This window comes from Bradyrhizobium sp. USDA 3311, from assembly GCF_054062495.1.
Genome location: NZ_JBSSFI010000001.1, coordinates 7,145,865 through 7,163,531 on the forward strand (window position 1 = coordinate 7,145,865; position 17,667 = coordinate 7,163,531).

At 61.5% G+C, this 17,667-nt stretch carries 17 protein-coding genes and 1 pseudogene; 4 read left to right on the forward strand and 14 right to left on the reverse strand.

The genetic code is table 11. The features are described 5' to 3' along the window. Nucleotides 1-130 precede the first annotated feature (130 nt). A complete protein-coding gene (locus ACVWW6_RS34335; RefSeq protein WP_456682233.1) occupies nucleotides 131-1,009 on the forward strand; it encodes a hypothetical protein in 879 nt (292 codons plus the stop codon). Nucleotides 1,010-1,221: 212 nt separating this feature from the next. Beyond that, nucleotides 1,222-2,220: a hypothetical protein gene (locus ACVWW6_RS34340; RefSeq protein WP_231166683.1), complete on the forward strand. Its 999-nt coding sequence runs from the start codon at nucleotides 1,222-1,224 to the stop codon at nucleotides 2,218-2,220. A 119-nt stretch (nucleotides 2,221-2,339) separates the two neighbouring features. On the opposite strand, the gene ACVWW6_RS34345 is transcribed toward ACVWW6_RS34340, so the two are convergent. Next, entirely contained in the window at nucleotides 2,340-3,242 is a 903-nt protein-coding gene (locus ACVWW6_RS34345) for a hypothetical protein (protein ID WP_456682234.1), read from the reverse strand. A 509-nt stretch (nucleotides 3,243-3,751) separates the two neighbouring features. Between ACVWW6_RS34345 and ACVWW6_RS34350 the strand changes: the two genes are divergently transcribed. Together ACVWW6_RS34350 and ACVWW6_RS34355 are read left to right on the forward strand one after the other, a co-directional pair. Further along, on the forward strand, nucleotides 3,752-4,801 hold the full coding sequence (locus ACVWW6_RS34350) for a hypothetical protein (protein WP_456682235.1): 1,050 nt from the start codon (nucleotides 3,752-3,754) through the stop codon (nucleotides 4,799-4,801). Between the two features lie 136 nt (nucleotides 4,802-4,937). Next, nucleotides 4,938-5,261: a response regulator gene (locus ACVWW6_RS34355; RefSeq protein WP_011086360.1), complete on the forward strand. Its 324-nt coding sequence runs from the start codon at nucleotides 4,938-4,940 to the stop codon at nucleotides 5,259-5,261. Nucleotides 5,262-5,431: 170 nt separating this feature from the next. Here ACVWW6_RS34355 and dhaK read toward each other — a convergent pair whose 3' ends face one another. From dhaK to ACVWW6_RS34420, 13 genes and pseudogenes are all read right to left on the reverse strand, one after another. Further along, nucleotides 5,432-6,415 carry a dihydroxyacetone kinase subunit DhaK gene (dhaK, locus tag ACVWW6_RS34360; RefSeq protein WP_456682236.1) on the reverse strand — a complete coding sequence of 328 codons (984 nt, stop codon included), beginning with the start codon at nucleotides 6,413-6,415 and terminating at the stop codon, nucleotides 5,432-5,434. Nucleotides 6,416-6,444: 29 nt separating this feature from the next. Then, nucleotides 6,445-6,876: a hypothetical protein gene (locus ACVWW6_RS34365; RefSeq protein WP_456682237.1), complete on the reverse strand. Its 432-nt coding sequence runs from the start codon at nucleotides 6,874-6,876 to the stop codon at nucleotides 6,445-6,447. Further along, complete coding sequence (ptsP, locus tag ACVWW6_RS34370; RefSeq protein WP_456682238.1) at nucleotides 6,869-8,488, reverse strand: phosphoenolpyruvate--protein phosphotransferase; 1,620 nt, start codon at nucleotides 8,486-8,488, stop codon at nucleotides 6,869-6,871. Before ptsP ends, ACVWW6_RS34365 begins: the two co-directional genes overlap by 8 nt. 4 nt (nucleotides 8,489-8,492) lie before the next feature. After that, entirely contained in the window at nucleotides 8,493-8,798 is a 306-nt protein-coding gene (locus ACVWW6_RS34375) for an HPr family phosphocarrier protein (protein WP_011086356.1), read from the reverse strand. Nucleotides 8,799-8,823: 25 nt separating this feature from the next. Continuing rightward, nucleotides 8,824-9,216, reverse strand: a complete 393-nt coding sequence (gene dhaM, locus ACVWW6_RS34380) for a dihydroxyacetone kinase phosphoryl donor subunit DhaM (protein WP_011086355.1) — start codon at nucleotides 9,214-9,216, stop codon at nucleotides 8,824-8,826. Continuing rightward, nucleotides 9,213-9,836, reverse strand: a complete 624-nt coding sequence (dhaL, locus tag ACVWW6_RS34385) for a dihydroxyacetone kinase subunit DhaL (RefSeq protein WP_051000397.1) — start codon at nucleotides 9,834-9,836, stop codon at nucleotides 9,213-9,215. Before dhaL ends, dhaM begins: the two co-directional genes overlap by 4 nt. A gap of 12 nt (nucleotides 9,837-9,848) precedes the next feature. After that, a complete protein-coding gene (locus ACVWW6_RS34390) occupies nucleotides 9,849-10,877 on the reverse strand; it encodes an ABC transporter ATP-binding protein (RefSeq protein WP_011086353.1) in 1,029 nt (342 codons plus the stop codon). Next, a pseudogene (locus tag ACVWW6_RS34395) lies at nucleotides 10,870-11,968 on the reverse strand (ABC transporter ATP-binding protein). The gene ACVWW6_RS34390 and the pseudogene ACVWW6_RS34395 overlap by 8 nt, the downstream one beginning before the upstream one ends. Nucleotides 11,969-11,978: 10 nt before the next feature. Further along, nucleotides 11,979-12,179, reverse strand: coding sequence for a hypothetical protein (locus tag ACVWW6_RS34400; RefSeq protein ID WP_011086351.1), 201 nt, complete (start codon nucleotides 12,177-12,179; stop codon nucleotides 11,979-11,981). Next, the gene (locus tag ACVWW6_RS34405) at nucleotides 12,176-13,153 is read right to left on the reverse strand and encodes a carbohydrate ABC transporter permease (protein ID WP_051000396.1); all 978 of its coding nucleotides are present in this window, start codon (nucleotides 13,151-13,153) and stop codon (nucleotides 12,176-12,178) included. The genes ACVWW6_RS34400 and ACVWW6_RS34405 overlap by 4 nt, the downstream gene beginning before the upstream one ends. Then, nucleotides 13,150-14,124, reverse strand: a complete 975-nt coding sequence (locus tag ACVWW6_RS34410) for a carbohydrate ABC transporter permease (protein WP_011086349.1) — start codon at nucleotides 14,122-14,124, stop codon at nucleotides 13,150-13,152. Before ACVWW6_RS34410 ends, ACVWW6_RS34405 begins: the two co-directional genes overlap by 4 nt. Nucleotides 14,125-14,194: 70 nt before the next feature. Continuing rightward, on the reverse strand, nucleotides 14,195-15,553 hold the full coding sequence (locus ACVWW6_RS34415; RefSeq protein ID WP_011086348.1) for an ABC transporter substrate-binding protein: 1,359 nt from the start codon (nucleotides 15,551-15,553) through the stop codon (nucleotides 14,195-14,197). Nucleotides 15,554-16,421: 868 nt separating this feature from the next. Continuing rightward, on the reverse strand, nucleotides 16,422-16,751 hold the full coding sequence (locus tag ACVWW6_RS34420; RefSeq protein ID WP_236842223.1) for a hypothetical protein: 330 nt from the start codon (nucleotides 16,749-16,751) through the stop codon (nucleotides 16,422-16,424). Nucleotides 16,752-17,667 lie beyond the last annotated feature (916 nt).

Genomic DNA, 17,667 nt, shown 5'->3' on the forward strand with positions numbered 1-17,667 from the left:
CACTGCGCTGGCGCGCCAGGAATTCGAATGACCTGGGCCGGGCGGCAGCTTGATCGAGCGAGCCGGCATTGAACCCGAGCCCGTTCGGGTGAGACCAATCTGAGGCAAGGATTGGCTCGGAGGGCGTTCCATGACGACGACTGATCCGACGACGACCGACACGTACCGGAAGATCGCGGCGCGACTGACCATGCTTCGGCCGCAGATCGATTTGAAGAATTACTTTGCCGGCCCCAACCCGGATGTGCGCCTTTATGACGAGAAGCCCTACATCCGACACCAACTCGAGAAGTATGGTGTCGCTGCCACGACGACCACGCTCGATGGCGTCACCTTCCTGCCCAAGGACTGGGAAGAGTTGATCAAGAAGCTGCGCATTGCCAAGACGACGGACGGATTCGACGCATTCGCCGAAGGGCAAAGCCCGGAGAAGGCGTCGCATTGGGCCCTCGATCTGTCGATGGCGGCAACGATCGGCAAGGGGTTTCGGGAGATCTGGCGCCCAAAGCTGTCCGACAAGCCACTCTCAACGCGGGATCTCCCGGGCCGCCACGGCTTCGGGCTCGGGCGCGACCGCGGACAATGGAGCGACGCTTACAGCTCGCAATTCGGCAAGGACCCGCAGCCCCAGGACATCACCTCGCTGCATTTCGCCGTAGCACCCGATCGGGTGAACGTGCACATCGACGAAACAGGCTTCGTGTTCGAGGGCGTGGACGGTGCGCTTACGGTCGGGCCGAACTTCGTGCATCACGCCGGCAATGAACTGTTCTGGAAGAGCAACAAGCATATACCGCAGTGGGCCGCGGAGCACATCGATCTGATCCTGCCGAACAGCGCGAACGACTTTTCGCGCGTGGGCATTTCGGTCGACATGTACCAACGCAAAGACTTGCGCGTTACGGTCACCGGCTCCTGCGGAATTTTCGGTGGTTTCGAGTGCTCGGGAACGGTGAGCATCAGCGGAACGCATGATCTGCTCGGTTCGAAGTCGAAAGGCAGGCGCTAAAGCGGACATTGCTCGTTCGGCATTGCTCCGTGTCTACGCCTCCAAGCTACGAATGAGGCTCCTCGATTTGCCACTGCCAGTTCGTGGCTCGGATGAATGGAACTATCGAACCGCCTCGAGGTAGCGGCGACCACGATATTGGTGGCGAGACCGCGTAGTTCCGCAGGAACCAGCAGGGGGGAGATCTCACATTGCCGAACCAGGAAAGGCCCTTGAAGCCTATCGTCGAAAGCTATGTACCGCCAGCAGGAATCCGGCATGCGGTGACGGCAGGCGAGACCTGGATATCCCTCGCCAAGCGGATCGGCATCGACCCTTGGGACCTCATCGAGTTCAATTTTCCGGGCATCAAGCTCGTCAAACAGCGCGATTTCCAACAAGCCACACGGCAGGTGAACTGGTACCTGGCCGAGTATGTAGGCTGCCGCGCGATGTCGCCCGACCGCCAGAATTTTGCGTTTTCATCCGGTACGACCGGCGGGAAAGGTGGATGGCGAGGGGGATTCATCTATCTGCCGCCAGGTACGCCGCCTCCCCCACCGATTGCGCCCACTCCACCGGTTGCGCCCACCCCAGCGGCTCCGACCCCGCCGGAATGTGGAGGAAGCCGACCCGACTTCGCGCGCGTCCTAGACGTCAGCGAACGGGATTTCGCGCGCAACGTCTTTGGCCCGACGTTGCCGCCATGGGAGACCATCGCGATTACCAATGGCCTGGGAGCAGGCGGAAGACCGTGGACGAACGATGGACCATTCTTTAGAGGAAGCAATCCCATGGTGCCGAGCATGCGGTATGCCATCAATCTTGGCAATGTCGCGTTCAGTAACCTGGCATCGCCTAGCCCCACCTTCGGCCTCTTGTGCGACGACTTCGGTCGCATTTGCGACCTCTTCGTGCACGAAATGACCCACGTGTGGCAGGCGTTCAACGATTCAAACTGGACAATGGCACGCTCCTTCTGGGCGCAGACGGTCGGTGCCGGCTACGACTACACGCCCGGGGATAGCTGGGACTCATACAACGTCGAACAACAGGCACACATCGTCGAAGATTGGCACAAGTACAAGATTAGTTCTCCGATGCTTGCCGAAGAACGGTATCCGTATGTCCGGCTCGTGATCCGCTCTGGACGCCTCACTTTTCCTCGCGGGCTGGATCTGGTGGCATTGAAAAAGGACCTTCAAGATCTGCGCACAAGGCACCTGGACTAGAATCCGCAGCAACGGCGTGGTCGGGAGTCTACTTAATGATGCACCAACACACCGAGAATTCGACGCGGTGCGGTAGCGCATTCTTCCTCTCGAGAGCGCTTTTCCGTCCAGCGTGCTGGTCAGCTTCGCAGCGCAAGCACACGGAGAAGAATTGCGCGGCCGCCATGCGACAGGCGATCGTGAAACAGTTCGGAGAGCCGGTCTCCACGCTTCCGCACCGAGAACCTCTTCCGGAGCTCATGGGCGCGAGACAGCGAGCAATAGAGAAAATCACGACGTAGCCGGCGCAGGCGGCTGCCATAACCTCTAACATCGGTGCTCGCGTAGGCCTCCATCAGGGTGCGTATCAAATAGTCATCGCTCGGATCAACGTAAGCTTCGTGGGAAACGCTCGATGATCGCATGGATACAGGTTCATCGCTCGACAGAAATAAGTTCCTGCGGATCAGCCCATCCGACACGCCGGTCGCCTCTTTAGCGAACTTTCCATAGTTCACAAAAGGCAGCGCAGCGAGTTGCCGGCGCAGACTTTCGAGCGTCGCCGACGGGATCCGGACGCCATTGCCCGCGCTGGTGTCGAGCTTGTTGGCGCGCACCGTGGCGTAGAGGTCGCACCAGAATTTGTCCCAGGGGGCGGTGCCGTTGCGGTTAGACGACGGATTCCTGCGAACGCTATATGTCGTTTGAGTGAGGTAGGCCGCCAGTTCGCCCATGTGGCGCGTAACAGCGCCGTCAGGATCATAGACGTCGATCATGGCGTGGACGCATTCATGCAGGAGTAGCGCCCGATCGCTATCATTTGCGGGAGGCGACTTCTTCTGCGTCAAGAGAATATCCGTGGCCTGATCGTAGAAGGCGAGATCCTGAGTGCCGCCCTTCACCAATATATTACCGACACGAATGTGATCGCGAACTGTCGTCAAGTATTCGCCCTTGATATGGATCTTGTCGACGTAAAACTCGATGCCAAGCGCAACCGAGTCGCTGAGTGTGTCCAGGACGTCGCCTTCGGTCAGTGGCATGACCTACCTTCCTTGCGTGGTTGAGCAATAGTCGTCCGACTACGCTCCGGCAAAAGAAACGGCAGGTTACTCCTAACTGGACTTCGGCCGGTGTAGTCGGGAAGATTTGCCGGGATTCTCCTTCACGTGCGGCCCGCATCCAGCCGGGAGCGTATGATGTTCCCCGATGAAAATCGGCAGTTGTGTTGCTGCGTTTCCATGTGTCGCCAACGCCAGGCATGGTTCCGTCGAAGAGCAGGCGGCTCGCATCGCCAGTATACCTAATGAACCGCAACTCGTCATCGGTGGTCTTCAAGATGCGCCCGCCGTGGCTCGCAATCGTTGAGTCTACGACGTCTTGGCAGACGGTTTTCTGCGTCGCTAGCGCGCCGCGCCCGTCACCGCCATAAGGCGTGAATAGCTAACGACATCCGCTGTCAGAATACCTTCCACTCGACGTACAACTCGCTCGCCCTCGCAACCACCAACGAAGTCCAGACCGCAAAATCGACGCCAGCGCATTGCCCCGCATGGCTAATTTCCAGTATGTTGCTGGCTCAACCGGCGAGCAATGGTCACGGATAGTTATCCCCGGCGCGGTGGTCCGGGCTCGACACTATCGTGATCTAAGGTTTGGGAAAGCTATGGCAAGCTTCGCTCAGTTCTTGCAGGATTCTGGTGTGTACGCGGCGCAAAGCTTCATGATCGTTCCTCGGGGAGGCTTCAACTTGGTCTGCCTGCGCGACAGCAAGGACGTTCACCTATCGTATGATCGCGACCGGTTACAGGTTGAGGATGTGCGCTTCGAGCAAGTCGAACGCGTCGCTCAGGAATACATCAACAGTCGCTATGGAGAGCAAAAAGGTCAGGAGCGCGATGATCAATTGCTGCGCCTGCGTACAGCGCTGTATGGCACCGCGCGACTGGATGGCAGTGCGCGCGGCCTCAAGGTCGTTGCCAAAGGTGTAGGTATTCCGGAACTCAAAGCCGCGCGCGGCAACACGGCCATCAAGTTGGAGGTCGCCATTCTGCAGCGCAAAGACTTCACGATCGCGTTCAGATTTCTCAAGCACCTCGATCAGTCAGGCAAAGTCATCAACGCCACGAAATGGACGCCGGATGACGTGCCCTGGTTCCTCACCAGGCTGAACTGGGTCTTCGGGGCTCAGACGAACATCTTTTTCACGCTGGTCGATGCCAAATGGATTACGGTCCAGAAAGCCTTAGGACCAAAAATCTCGCGGGATGTTTTTCGAAAGGATATCGCACCATTGAAGAGGCACGGCGCCGATCTCACCTGCTTTCTGGTCGGTGATTATGCTGCAATGGATACTGAGGCGGCTGGGGAGTATCTACCTGATGAGCAGGTATTCGTGGTTGTTGACCAAGGTAATCCACCCGTGTTCGATCTTGGCGAACCGTTCATTGGTGTAATGGCGCACGAGATCGGGCACTTCTTGCACCACAAACGAACCATGCCCGGGAGTGGACACCATAACCGAAGCGGTATTTTGCTTGCCAGTGGCATGGAAAGCTTGTCCTTGGATAAGCAACTCGTCACCAACTTCAACGCATGGTGAGAACAATCATTCTCGGCATCCCTTCAGCACGTTGAGGCCGCGCGGGCCTCGCGGTCGTAATCCGTCGGTAATGTCCGCCTGCGATGCGCGTTACTGCAACATCGTCTAGGCCACCAATATCGCTGCACGGAGCCTGATGCGAGTACTGATCGTCGACGATCATCCCATCATCATAGCTGCTTGCCAGGCCTTGTTTGCCGACGAGGCAGGCTTCATCGTCACAGGAGCGGCAGATGCGGCCAGTGGATTGGCGTCCTTTATTGCCGGACCTCCTGAGGTCTGCGCCATAGACATCAACCTGCCATCTGTCTCCGGCATGGAGCTCGCTCGACAGATCTTTGGAAGAGATGCCGAAGCGCGCATCGTGATGTTTAGCGTCAACGACGATCCTGTATTCGTGGCAACCGCGATCGACATCGGCGTCAAGGGGTACGTTTCCAAATCGCTGCGTTTTCTTTGAGGCAACACACTTTGCATCGACGCTTCCCAGTCAATGCGAAAGAGACGCCGTGTCCGCGAGACGCGGCAAGTTTCAGTGAGGGAAGACTGGCACAATCCGAAGCGGGAGTGGGCCGTCGCCGCTGATCCTTCGCCGGCGCGAAAGCGATCACCTGCCGCTCACAACCGCGATTACCATTTCAATGCCGCCGTGCGCACGGGATGGTCCCAGAGCGCGGTCGTCTCAGCATCGAGCAGGCTGACGGTGAGCGAGCACCCGGCCATGTCCAGCGAGGTGACGAAGCTGCCGACCAGCGAGCGAGCGATGCGCAAGCCGCGCTTCTCGAGCATCCGGCGCGCCGCGTTGTACATCAGATAGAGCTCGATCGTTGGCGTTCCGCCAAATCCGTTGACGAGCAGGAGGGCCTCGGCCCCGTCGCGCGCGTCGAGATCCTGCGCGATCGCCGTCGTCATCTCGTCCGCGATCGCGTCTGCCCGCTCCAGCTTGACGCGGCGGCGTCCAGGCTCGCCGTGAATGCCGACCCCCATCTCCATCTCGTCCTGGCCGAGCGAGAAGGTCGGCGTGCCCGCAGCCGGGACCGTGCAGCTCGTCAGCGCCACGCCCATCGAACGCGTGCGCACGTTGACGCGCTCGCCGAGCGCAACGCAGCCTTTGAGGTCGGCGCCCTTCTCGGCCGCCGCGCCGACGATCTTCTCCACGATGAGCGTGCCAGCCACGCCGCGACGCCCGATGCTGTGGGTCGAGTTCTCGACCGCGACGTCATCGTCGGTGACGATGGTCGCCGTGAGCCCCTCGGCGATCTCGGCCGCCATCTCGAAATTCATGCGGTCACCCGCGTAGTTCTTCACGATGAACAGCACGCCGGCCTCACCCGAAACCGCCTGAGCGGCCTCGACGATCTGGTCCGGCGTCGGCGACGTGAAGACCTGTCCCGGGCAGGCGGCGTCGAGCATGCCATAGCCGACGAAGCCCGCATGCAGCGGCTCATGCCCGCTGCCGCCGCCCGAGACGAGTGCGACCTTCTTCGGGTTCAGCTCACGGCGCCGCACGAATTTCCGCTCCGGCCCAAGCGCGACGAGATCGGCATGCGCGGCCGCAAGTCCGTCGAGGCTCTCCGCAAGCATGCCGTCGACCGAATTGATGAACTTCTTCATTGTCTCCTCCCCGCTTCTTCCCTTTGGCCTCACGCCTTATTTTTTTCCCGCATGATGGCAATCAAGCGCCGCGCGAATTCCTGGAGCAGCGCATCGAGCTCGGCGTTCCGCTTCGCACTGCCGAGATCTGGCAAATGCAGCGTCAAGGTCCGCTCATGCGATCCTTCGGTCAGTCGGCCGATCCGGCGCGGATGCGCGCGTGCATAGGCGCGAAGAAAGGCGGTTTTCGCCTGCGGAGAGAAGTGGCAGACATCGAAGATCGTATTGAGATGTTGCACGGGTATCGGCACCGGATAGGCGGGATTGCTGATTTGGCTGACGAAGCTGCGGTTCTTCCCAATGGCATGCGCCAGACGCAGCCGCATGCCCGAGGGGCGGCTCTCCAGCACTTCCTTGAAGATGCGCTTGTAAACTGCAACAGCGCCGGCTTCTGCTGGCTCATCGATCGCCGTGTCAGCCAAGGCCCCCTCCGCTGCTCAGCCGGTCGATCGTCTGCTTGATCTGCGCGAGCGCCGATGCATTCACAGATAGCTCGCGCAAGCCGCAATTCAGCAATGCGGGAAGGCAGCGCGGATCGCTTGCCATGTCGCCGCATAGGCTGACGCTGATCGCGGCGCGCCGCCCATGCTCGGCGGTCCGCGCGATCAATTCGAGCACCGCCGGATGCAGCGGGTCCATCAAGGGGGCAAGCGCTCCATTGGAACGATCGCAGGCGAGGACATATTGCGCGAGATCGTTCGAGCCGATCGAGAAGAAGGACGTCTTGAAGCTCGTAATAGCCAGGGCCGCCGCCGGGACTTCGACCATGATTCCCAGCTCGGGAAGCATCGCGGCAATGCCGTCCGCCTGCAAGCGCTGCACGACATCGGCAAACAGCTTCCGCCCCGCCTCGAGCTCAGCCGCAGACGTGACCATCGGAAACATGACCTTGAGGTTTCCGCGCACGGCGGCCCGTGCCAGCGCGCGGAGCTGAATGGCAAAGATCTCGGGCCGGGCCAGGCAAAGCCGCAAGCCCCGAACTCCGAGGAACGGATTGGCTTCGCCGTCCAGCGTAAAGCCGGCGACCGGCTTGTCGCCGCCCGCGTCAAACGTGCGAATGGTGACCGGGCGCTGGTCGGCCCAACGCAGCACCGCATCGTAAGCCTGAAACTGTGTCTCCTCATCGGGCAAACTGCCCCTCTCCGTCAGCAGAAACTCGGTGCGCATCAGGCCGATCCCATCGGCATATTGCGCGTCGGGATGCTCGAGATCGTCGACGCGCTGGATGTTGATAAACAGCTTGATCCGCTCGCCGCGCCATGATGCGGTGGGCCGCCGCAGGATCGCACGGGCGGACGCCCTGCTCTTGCGATGGCTTTCGCGCCGCTTCTCGAACAGGCGAACCTGCTCCGCGCTGGGATCGAGCTCGAGCGTCGCGCCTTCACCATCGAGCAGCGCGTTGGCTCTGACGTCCGGAATGGCGCCGAGTTGCACGACCATGGGAATGCCCCGCGCGCGCGCCAGCATCGCGACGTGGCTCGTGGGACTGCCACGCAAGAGCGCCAGACCGCCGCCGCCGGACCAGTCGATCTCCAGGAATCGCGAGGGCGGCAGATCGTCGGCGCAGACGACGGCGCCGCTCGGAATCTCCAGCGCCGGGCCCCCATCGCCCCGCAAAATGTTGATCACGCGGTCGCGCAGGTCCGCAAGGTCCGAAGAGCGCGCCTTCAGATATTCGTCCGCAGCTGAATTGTAGTCCGCGATCTGCGCGTCGAGCGCCGAACGCCATGCGACATCCGCCGGATCGCCATCGCCAATCGATGCGAAGATCGCTTGGATGAAATCCTCATCCTCCAGCAGCGCGACCTGGAATTCGAGAATCTGTGCAGCCTCGCCGCCGGCGATCCCGGCGAGATCCGCGATCTGCCCGCTTGCCGCGTCAATCGCAGCACGAAGCGCAAGCGCCTCTTCAGCCAGGTTGCCCGCGACACGCTCGCCGTTGGTGTCCGCGCCGACCCGGACGAGCGGGCCATGGGCAAAGCCGATCGAGGCGGTTCTGCCGCGGTAGGCCAGTCCTGTCGCGCTACCCTGCATGCTGCTAAGCCCCGTCCGGAAAATCGGTTGCGATCAGGTCGACCAGCGCCGCAACGGCGGCTTCCGCATCACTGCCGGACGCCCTGATCTCGATCGTGCTGCCGTGGGCCGCACGCATCGCCATGATCTTGACCACGCTCTTGGCATTGATCCACTCGGCCGCGCCTGCGACCCGCACGGAAATCTGGGCCTGGAACTTCTTGGCGAGCTTGGTCAGCTTGACCGCGGGGCGCGCGTGCATGCCAACCGCGTGCACCAGCCGCACATTTCCGGTGAAAATCTTTCCGTCCGCTTTGTCCAGCATGCTCATCTTCCATCATCGCTTCGCCGACGTCTCAGTCGGCAGAGAGTTCCTCGGCCACGGCCTTGACCTGGGCCAGTGAGCTGCCGCCTGCGGCCTCGGTTGCCGCCATCACGGCGCCCTCGACGATCGGCGCGTTGCATACGACAACGAGATCGCGCCGCGCAGGCTCCAGCATCTCGACCGCCATTTCGCTGTTGGTTTCGGCCCCGCCGAGGTCGACGAGGATTGCGACGCCCTTGGCAGACCAGGCATCATTAATGGCGTCGATGATCAGGGAGACGCTGGTGCCCAATCCGCCGTCGGGATTGCCGCCGCAAAAAGCCACCTTGACCTCGCTGCCGACCATCTGCCGCACCATGTCGGCGGTGCCCTTGGCGATGTCCTTCGAGTGCGAGACGATCACGATACCCACAGTGTCGGTCATTGCTGTCCCTCCAGGCTCGCGCAGACCGCCTGCACGAGTACGCAGCTCGAGCGGGCGCCGGGGTCGACGTGCCCGACGCTGCGTGGCCCGAGGAACGACGCCCGCCCCTTGGTGGCCTGCATCGGCGCGGTCCGCTCGACCGCCTCGGCAGCGGTGGTCCGGACGCGCGCGATCAGATCCGGCTGGCCGGCCGCAGTCCTCAGCGTTTCCAGGACGGGAACAAGCACGTCGAGCATCGTCTTCTCACCGGCCTGCGACCGGCCACGCGCGCTCACCGCGTTCACGCCACTGCCGAAAACGTCCGCGAGGTCGTCCGGTAAGTGTTTGTCGTGCGAGAGCGCTTCGCCGGCGGCGAGGAAGAAGCTCCCGTAAAGCGGCCCGGACGCGCCGCCGACCGTCATCACCAGGGTCTTGCCGATCATCTTCAGCGCCTCGTCGAGCGGTTGCGCGGAGATCGCATCGAGCTTGCCCAGAACCGCTTCGAATCCGCGCTTCATGTTGATTCCGTGGTCACCATCGCCGATCGCCTGATCCAGGCTCGTCAGCTCCGGCGCACTGGCGATAACCTGCTCTGCGGCCACCTTGATCAACGACTTGAACGTCCCAGGTTGCAGCGACATCGACATGATCCTCTAGAGAATCATCGCGGGGATGCGTCGCCCCGCGCGATCGAAACAGAGCGGATGTACCAGGTGCAATTCGACCTCCTGACCTGCCTTTAGCGGCTGCTGATGCGGATCCGCAAGCGTCACCAGCATTTCGCCCTTATAGTCCAGATGAACGTGATTCTGTTCGCCGAGGTGCTCGACCCGGTGGACGCGGCCGACCATCCGTCCGCCATTGCGCGCACCGACCTTCAGATGCTCGGTACGGATGCCGACGGTCTCCGTTTCCGGCGGCACCGACACGTCGGACAAGAGACGTGCCGGAAGGAAATTGATCTGCGGCGTACCGAGACGCGAGGCGACATAGGAGCTGGAGGGGCTTTCGTAGATCTCCCGCGGCGTGCCGAGCTGAAGGAGCTGGCCATCCTTGATCACGCCGATCCGGGAGGCCATGGTCATAGCCTCGACCTGGTCGTGGGTCACGTAAAGGATAGTCGCGCCAAGCTCGAGCTGGATCCGCTTGAGCTCGAGACGCAGCTCCGAACGGAGCTTCGCATCCAGCGACGAGAGCGGCTCGTCCATCAGGTAGATCGCGGGATCGCGAACCAATGCGCGGCCGATCGCCACCCGCTGCATCTCACCGCCGGACAGGCGGGTTGCACGGTTGTTCAGCTTGCTTGCGATATGCAGCAGCTCCGCCGTCTGTTCGACACGCTTGCGGATGATGGGCTCGGGCACGCGCCGCGCGGGCGAGCGTAGCGGGAATGCCAGATTGTCATAGACAGTGAGATGCGGATACAGCGAGTACTGCTGGAAGACGAAGGCGATATCGCGCGATCCCGGCGGATCATGCGTCACGTCATGGCCGTCAATCATGACCGAACCGGTGTCGGGGCTCTCGAGCCCGGTGATCAGCCGCAGCGTCGTGGTCTTGCCGGCGCCGCTCGGCCCAAGCAGGACCAGGAATTCCCCGTCATTGATCGCCAGCGAGAGCTCGCGCACCGCCTCTATCGTGCCGAAGCGCTTGCTGATGTTGCGCAGAATGACGTCAGCCATGGCGCGGGCTCCCCTCATTGGCGGTCCGGATCGCCATGCCACTGCCAACATCGAACAACGCCAGTCGCTCGGAATGGAATTCGAGACCGACCGTCTCGCCGATCCGCACCGACGCGCTGGAGGGCAGCCGGGCAGCGACGCGTCCATGCGCCGTGTCGACCCGTGACGATCTGCGTCGTGCCGAGATATTCTGCGCCGAACACCTCGCCGCGGACGGGTGCTGCATCGGCGAAACGGATATGCTCCGGGCGTATCCCGAGCGCCAGCGGCGCGCTCGCGCGATCCTCGCGGATCTCCGGGACCGCGATGCTGGCATCATGGAAGGCGATGGCCCGATCTCCGGATCGTAGGCCGCCCTCAAAGCGCAAGAAGTTCATCGACGGCGAGCCGATGAAATCGGCCACGAACATGCTCGCGGGCCGGTCATAGATCTCCTGCGGCGAGCCGATCTGTTCGACGCGCCCCTTGTTCATGACGGCAATCCGGTCCGCCATTGACATCGCCTCGAGCTGGTCATGTGTCACGTAGACCGTAGTTGCACCAATGCGATCATGGAGGTCGCGAAGCTCGCCGCACATCAGATGCCGAAACTCGGCGTCGAGCGCCCCGAGCGGCTCGTCCATCAGGAAGGCCTTGGGCCGCCGGACCATAGCGCGCCCCAGCGCCACGCGCTGGCGGTCGCCACCCGACAGCTTTGACGTCTTGCTCGACAGGAGATGCTCGATCCGCAGGAGCCGCGCCGTCTCCTGCACGCGCTCGCGGACCGCACGCCGGCCCATGCCCTGGCACCTCAGGGGAAAGCCGATATTGTCGGCAACATTCATGTGCGGATAGAGCGCGAAAAGCTGGAAGACGAAGGCGATGTCGCGGGCCGCGGCACGGCGGAACGTCACGTCCTCGCCGTCGAGCAGGACCTTGCCCTCGGTCGGCAGCTCGAGGCCCGCAATCATGCGCAGCGTGGTCGTCTTGCCACAGCCGGAGGGCCCGAGCATCGCGAAAAAGGTGCCGTCGTCGATCGTGAAGTTCGAGCCTTGCACGGCCGTGAACTGATCGAACGACTTGCGCAGGTTTTCGACGCGAATTTGTGCCATGTTGACCGCCCTATTCCGGAAAATGGCTCACGATCACGTAGCCGACCGTGCCGATGAGGATCGTCACGAACGAATAGCTGTACAGATCAATCGTCCAGGGCTGCACCAGCATGATGATGCCGCCTCCGATCAGGGTCATCGCGCCGGCCTCCCAAGGCCCGCGACGGAACCAGCGAGACACTCCGCCCTTGGCAACCGCAGAACCGCTCATTTGCGCACAGCTCCGAATGTGATGCCGCGCAACAGGTGTTTGCGCAACAACACGGTGAACAGGACGATCGGGACAACGAACAGCGTAGTCGCGGCAGCCACCGCCGGCCAATCCTGCCCGCCCTCGCCGATGATGAATGGGATGAATGGCGGCATGGTCTGCGCTTCGCCGCTCGTCAGGAGAACCGCGAAGGCGTATTCGTTCCACGAGAAGATCAGGCAGAAGATCGCGGTTGCCGCAATTCCCGTGACGGCCTGCGGCAATACCACCTTGCGCAGGGCCTGGAGTCGCGTGTAGCCGTCGACGAGAGCGGCCTCCTCATACTCGCGCGGGATCTCGTCGATGAACCCCTTGAGCAGCCAGACTGCGAGCGAGACGTTCACGGCGGTGTAGAGCAGGATCATTCCGAGCCTGGTGTCGGTCAGATTGAGCTGGCGGTACATCAAATAGATCGGGATCGCGACCGCGACCGGCGGCATCATTCGCGTCGAGAGAATGAAGAACAGCAGGTCGTCAGCCAGGGGAATGCGAAAGCGCGAAAAAGCGTAGGCCGCGAGCGTGCCGAGAAACACGGCCAGGAACGTCGAGCCGAACCCGATGATCAGCGAGTTCACGAAGCGCGGCACGACCTTCGATGGCCCGGCAATGACCATGTCCCGCTGGCGCACGAGCGTGTCGTACCACGTCTCCGGCGGCGGCAGCTTGGCGATGAAGTCCGGCGTCTGGCGGGTGCGCACGGTGAAAAGGTTGACATAGCCTTCGAGGGTCGGCTCGAAGAGCACCTTGGGCGGATAGGCGATGGCGTCGCTCTGCGACTTGAATGCGGTAGCGACGATCCAGAGTAGCGGCAGGATCGTGATCACGGCATAGAGAATGACGAGGCCACCTGCCACGGCCTTCGAACGCGGCGAGGCTTCGACGATGGAATGAGCGGTGGACTTGGCCAGGACTGACTTGGCGAGTGCAGCGGTCATCGTTGCTTCACCTTGTTGAGCGCTTTGACGTAGATGTTGGCGGCACCGAACACGGTCACGAACAGGATGATGGCGAGCGCAGAGGAATAGCCGGTGCGCCATTTCTCGAATGCCGCGCGCTTCAGCGTGATCGACACGAGCTCCGTGGTCGATCCCGGGCCTCCCGACGTCAGGAGGTTGACCATGTCGAACATCTTGAAGTTCTCGATTGCGCGGAACAGCACGGCGAGCATCAGGAACGGCACCGTCATCGGCAGCGTGATCGACCAGAATTGCCGCCACGGCGAGGCGCGATCGACCTCGGCCGCCTCATAGATGTAGTGGGGAATGGAGCGAAGCCCGGCGAGGCAGATCAGCATGACGTAAGGCGCCCACATCCAGGTGTCGACCAGTACGATGGTCCAGGACGCGAGCGAGACCTGTCCGGTCATGCTGAACGAGCTCGGCGGCACCCCCGTGAACAGGCTGATCACGTAGTTGAAGGGCCCGATCTGCGGCTGCAGCAGCAGCGTCCAGAAGTTGCCGACCACCGCCGGCGACAACATCATCGGCAGCAGGATGATCGTGGTCCAGAAGCTGTGACCGCGAAACTGGCGGTTGATCAACAGCGCCAGGCCATAGCCGATGACCACCTGTAGTGCCACAGACCAAATCACGAATTGCGCCGTGGTCTGGAGCCGGAACCAGACGTCCTCGTCGGTGAGGATGTCGGTGAAATTGTCGAGCCCGACGAACCGCAGCGGCAGATAGGACATGCTGAGGTTGAGGCTGGTGAAGGACAGCCGGATCATCCACACCAGCGGAAAGATGTTGATCGCCAGCAACAGCGCGATCGTCGGCGCAACGAACAGCCACGCAATGGTGCGGTCGGAAAGGCCGCGCACGCGCCGTGCGTCGCGAGATTTGGCGGGCTCGCTCATGCCGGCAATCGTAGCATCATCAGGTTGAAGGATCGTCGTCATCTGGTCCATCGGCTGGCTGGTTCGGTTTCCCCGGGGGACACCCCCGGGGAAACCGGTTCAGTTGATGCGAGCGCCGCGCCTATTGCGACGCGACCTGCTTGCCCTGCTCCTTGAAGACCTTGGTCCAATCCTTGACCAGGAGATCGAGCGCCTGCTGCGCGGTACCCTTGTCGGCGACGACGTAATCGTGCACCCGCTTCTGCATGTCGAGTAGCAGTTGCGCGTAGGACGGCTCGGCCCAGAAGTCCTTCACGATTCCCATCGACTCCAAGAATTGCGGCGCGAACGCCGCGCTCTTCGGGAAGTCGGGCGCATCGACCACCGCTTTCAGGGCCGAGTAGCCGCCGAGCTGCCACCATTTCTGCTGCACAGCGGGCTGCGCGAACCATTTGATATAGGCGAGCGCGTCGTCCTTGCGGTCGGAGGTCGCCACCACGGAGATGCCCTGTCCACCAAGCTGCGTGAAGTGTCCATTCGGGCCGGCCGGATTGACGAAGAATCCGATCTTGTCGCCGCCGACATTCGGATCCTTGTAGAGGCCGGGGAAGAAGGCGAACCAGTTCATCTGCATCGCCACCTGGCCGGACTTGAAGGCATCGAGCCCCTCCTGCATGTAGGCGTTGGTCATGCCCGGCGCGGTGCAGCACTTGTAAAGTTCCTTGTAGAACTCGAGCCCCTTGGCCGCCTCGGGTGAATTGACGACGCCCTGCATCTGATACGGCTTCTTTGGATTGTCGTAGCTGAAGCCGTAATTGTAGAGCACGTTGGTCACGCCCATGGTTATGCCTTCCGAGCCGCGCTCGGTGAAGATATAGGCGCCATAGACCTTCTTGCCGTCGATCTCGCGGCCCTGGAAGAACTCCGCAATCTGCTTCAACTCGTCATAGGTTTTCGGCGGCGCCAGGTCGCGGCCGTACTTTGCCTTGAAGGCGGACTGAATCTCGGGCCGCGAGAACCAATCCTTGCGGTAGGTCCAGCCTACCGCATCGGCCATAGCCGGCAGCGCCCAATAGTTCGGCGAGTTCTTCGGCCACTGCGAGTAGCCGACGACCGTCGCCGGGACGAAGTCGTCCATCGATATCTTCTCCTTGTCGAAGAAATCGTTGAGCTTGACGTACCACTTGTTCTCGGCGGCGCCGCCGATCCACTGGCTATCGCCGATGATCAGGTCGCAGAGCTTGCCGTGGGAGTTGAGCTCGTTGAGGAAGCGATCGGCATAGCTCGTCCACGGGACGAACTCGTATTTCATCTCAATGCCGGATTGCTTGGTAAAGTCCTTGCCGAGCTCGACCAGCGCATTGGCCGGATCCCATGCCGCCCAGCACAGCGTAAGCTGCTTGCCCTGAGCTGCGGCTTCGCCTCCGCCAAATATCCCCAGCAGCGCCGTGCCGAGGACCGTGGTTGCCGCCGAGCTTCTTAGCCAATTGAATGTCCGCATATCCGTTTCCTCTCTCGTTGAAGCATCCAACCCGCTCGGCGCTCCCTGCCGGAACGACGCCAAGATCCTGAAACCGAGTTTGAGGAGCGATGAGTGGAGAACGAGACGGACCATTTCCGGAAACGGGTCCGGAAGGGCTTGGGCTCCTCCCACACATCGGCTCGATGCGTGATGTTTAGTTTTTTTGTAGGACTAAACGTATTACTAAATTTTGGAGCCCGTCAAGCCGGTTTGTCGCTAGCCTGGCGAAAAGATTCGCGACGTTCGCGCGCGCAAGCGGGATGTTCGCAGCGCAGCGAAATGCCTGGATTTTGTCGAAAGCTTCGATTGCCGATCTGGCGCCGCGGAGCAATCCAGCCCGCCTGGATAACCGGCGAGCCAGAAGTTGGCCATCGCCAAGCATGTTTAGCAAATGGCTTTACTGAACGTTCAACAAAGCGATTAAGAGCGTGAGCAGTCTCCTCATCGGCCGAAGTCTGCCATCGCCGCGGACCACACCTGTTTCGCCCCAGAAACGACCTCGCCAAAGCGCAGCTAACGCGATCGAACTCAAGCATGGGTGCAGCAAGTTCGACCAGCGGGGCTGCACGGAGCGAGATGAGAGGGTGGCGCCTCATGTTTCCAGCAACTGTTGCTGATCGTCAGCACTCACCTATCTCCCCTGCCCTCGGAAACAATGGGCATGCTCTTCCGCCGACCCGAGGCAGCCCAATCTCATCTCACGAGGTCTGCTCACATTGGCTGTGTCGAGATTTTTCTTGATCTCCCGGTGCATACGCCGCCTTCCAAGCAATTGAAGAACTTGAACTCTCGCTCCAATCCATCATGGGCCGATTTGAGCTAGGTACAGCAACACACTAGCAACTTGTCAGGCTTGGCTCGATTTGTGCCAAGTTAGGCAACTGATCGCATGACGGCCTGTTTCGGCCGCGGTGCGACGGACCGAGTGGCGAATGAAGCCGGCGCATGAAGTCGGCCGTTGCCGTCCTCGGGAGACGCCGGCGCGTCGCTGTGCCTCGCCGAGATGTTGACGATCTCCAGCGAAGTGTCGCGGTACATATCGGCGAGAACCGACAGCGTAGTTTCGACCTTGAGCCAGCGGTCCTTCCGCACCGCGCCTGCTGCGGGCCTGCCGCGCCTCGATGACGCCGTCGGCTGAAAGCAACTCGACGGCCTGCCGGATCGTGACGCGTGACACGCCGAACTCCGCGGCCAGCTCCTCGTTGACCGGGAGGCGAAAGCCTTGGGGCCGGATGCCATGCTTAGACTGAGCAAGACTAAGAAGCCGGCACTTAGTCTTGCTGACCCCGGGCGGCAAAGAAGCGCCAATTAGCTATCTGCGAATTCGTCGATAATGTGCCGCAGGTGCGGTCGATCAGCATGCGCAACCGTAGTCTTACGTGGTCCCGACGGAGTACCCCTCTTGGGCCGTTGCCCCGACCGAGATTCCTAGCGAGCATCGCGATGTACGAGAAGCAGGGGCTGCGCGATTGCTCGTCTCACATTTCAAACGAATCGCCGACGCGGGGATGCGCACAGCGTTTTCCAGCCCGGATTGGGATTCTTACGCTGATCCATACGTGCGAACGCCCCTGTGCCGCGGGCGACTGTCGGGTTCGATCTCTGAAGGGACCTTACTAAAGCAAGAAACGTTATTGGAAAATCATAAGCCGTGCGCGGTCGTCAGGAGGCCGAGCACGAACGGGGCAGGAGTTAATGGCGTCGGGATCTTTTCACAACAGGCCAGAGTTTCTTCTGGCGGCGGCGCGTAGGCGCTGAACGGGCGCTCATTGCCGGCGCTCTCCTGTGAGTTGCTCTTCGAATGCGATTGCACCTGCTCTGCATCGGCAGAGTGGAGTGTGTTGTGAGCAGCGCCTTATTCACCTCGACGTCTTTACGAGCCGCCGGCTGGTCTGAAACTAATTCTCACCTCAAGGACAATTCGAGTTCATCTCGACCATCGGATCTTTCGGTCGAGCTGTCTATGGCAGTTGCGATTGCCTCCCGGGTGACGGCGGCTCCGGTGATCGATTCAGCCGATCTGCAGACCTCGTCGAGCGACGGCGCACCTTCGCTATCTCCTCGTCAGGACACGACTGCAGAGTTCTGGGCCG

What these genes read in the sequence shown, in the direction of transcription:
- ACVWW6_RS34335 (WP_456682233.1), top strand. Translation starts at nt 131, where the DNA reads ATGACGACGACTGATCCGACGACGACCGACACGTACCGGAAGATCGCG.
- ACVWW6_RS34345 (WP_456682234.1), bottom strand. Translation starts at nt 3,242, where the DNA reads ATGCCACTGACCGAAGGCGACGTCCTGGACACACTCAGCGACTCGGTT.
- ACVWW6_RS34350 (WP_456682235.1), top strand. Translation starts at nt 3,752, where the DNA reads ATGGCTAATTTCCAGTATGTTGCTGGCTCAACCGGCGAGCAATGGTCA.
- ACVWW6_RS34355 (WP_011086360.1), top strand. Translation starts at nt 4,938, where the DNA reads ATGCGAGTACTGATCGTCGACGATCATCCCATCATCATAGCTGCTTGC.
- dhaK (WP_456682236.1), bottom strand. Translation starts at nt 6,415, where the DNA reads ATGAAGAAGTTCATCAATTCGGTCGACGGCATGCTTGCGGAGAGCCTC.
- ptsP (WP_456682238.1), bottom strand. Translation starts at nt 8,488, where the DNA reads ATGCAGGGTAGCGCGACAGGACTGGCCTACCGCGGCAGAACCGCCTCG.
- ACVWW6_RS34375 (WP_011086356.1), bottom strand. Translation starts at nt 8,798, where the DNA reads ATGAGCATGCTGGACAAAGCGGACGGAAAGATTTTCACCGGAAATGTG.
- dhaM (WP_011086355.1), bottom strand. Translation starts at nt 9,216, where the DNA reads ATGACCGACACTGTGGGTATCGTGATCGTCTCGCACTCGAAGGACATC.
- dhaL (WP_051000397.1), bottom strand. Translation starts at nt 9,836, where the DNA reads ATGTCGCTGCAACCTGGGACGTTCAAGTCGTTGATCAAGGTGGCCGCA.
- ACVWW6_RS34390 (WP_011086353.1), bottom strand. Translation starts at nt 10,877, where the DNA reads ATGGCTGACGTCATTCTGCGCAACATCAGCAAGCGCTTCGGCACGATA.
- ACVWW6_RS34400 (WP_011086351.1), bottom strand. Translation starts at nt 12,179, where the DNA reads ATGAGCGGTTCTGCGGTTGCCAAGGGCGGAGTGTCTCGCTGGTTCCGT.
- ACVWW6_RS34405 (WP_051000396.1), bottom strand. Translation starts at nt 13,153, where the DNA reads ATGACCGCTGCACTCGCCAAGTCAGTCCTGGCCAAGTCCACCGCTCAT.
- ACVWW6_RS34410 (WP_011086349.1), bottom strand. Translation starts at nt 14,124, where the DNA reads ATGGACCAGATGACGACGATCCTTCAACCTGATGATGCTACGATTGCC.
- ACVWW6_RS34415 (WP_011086348.1), bottom strand. Translation starts at nt 15,553, where the DNA reads ATGCGGACATTCAATTGGCTAAGAAGCTCGGCGGCAACCACGGTCCTC.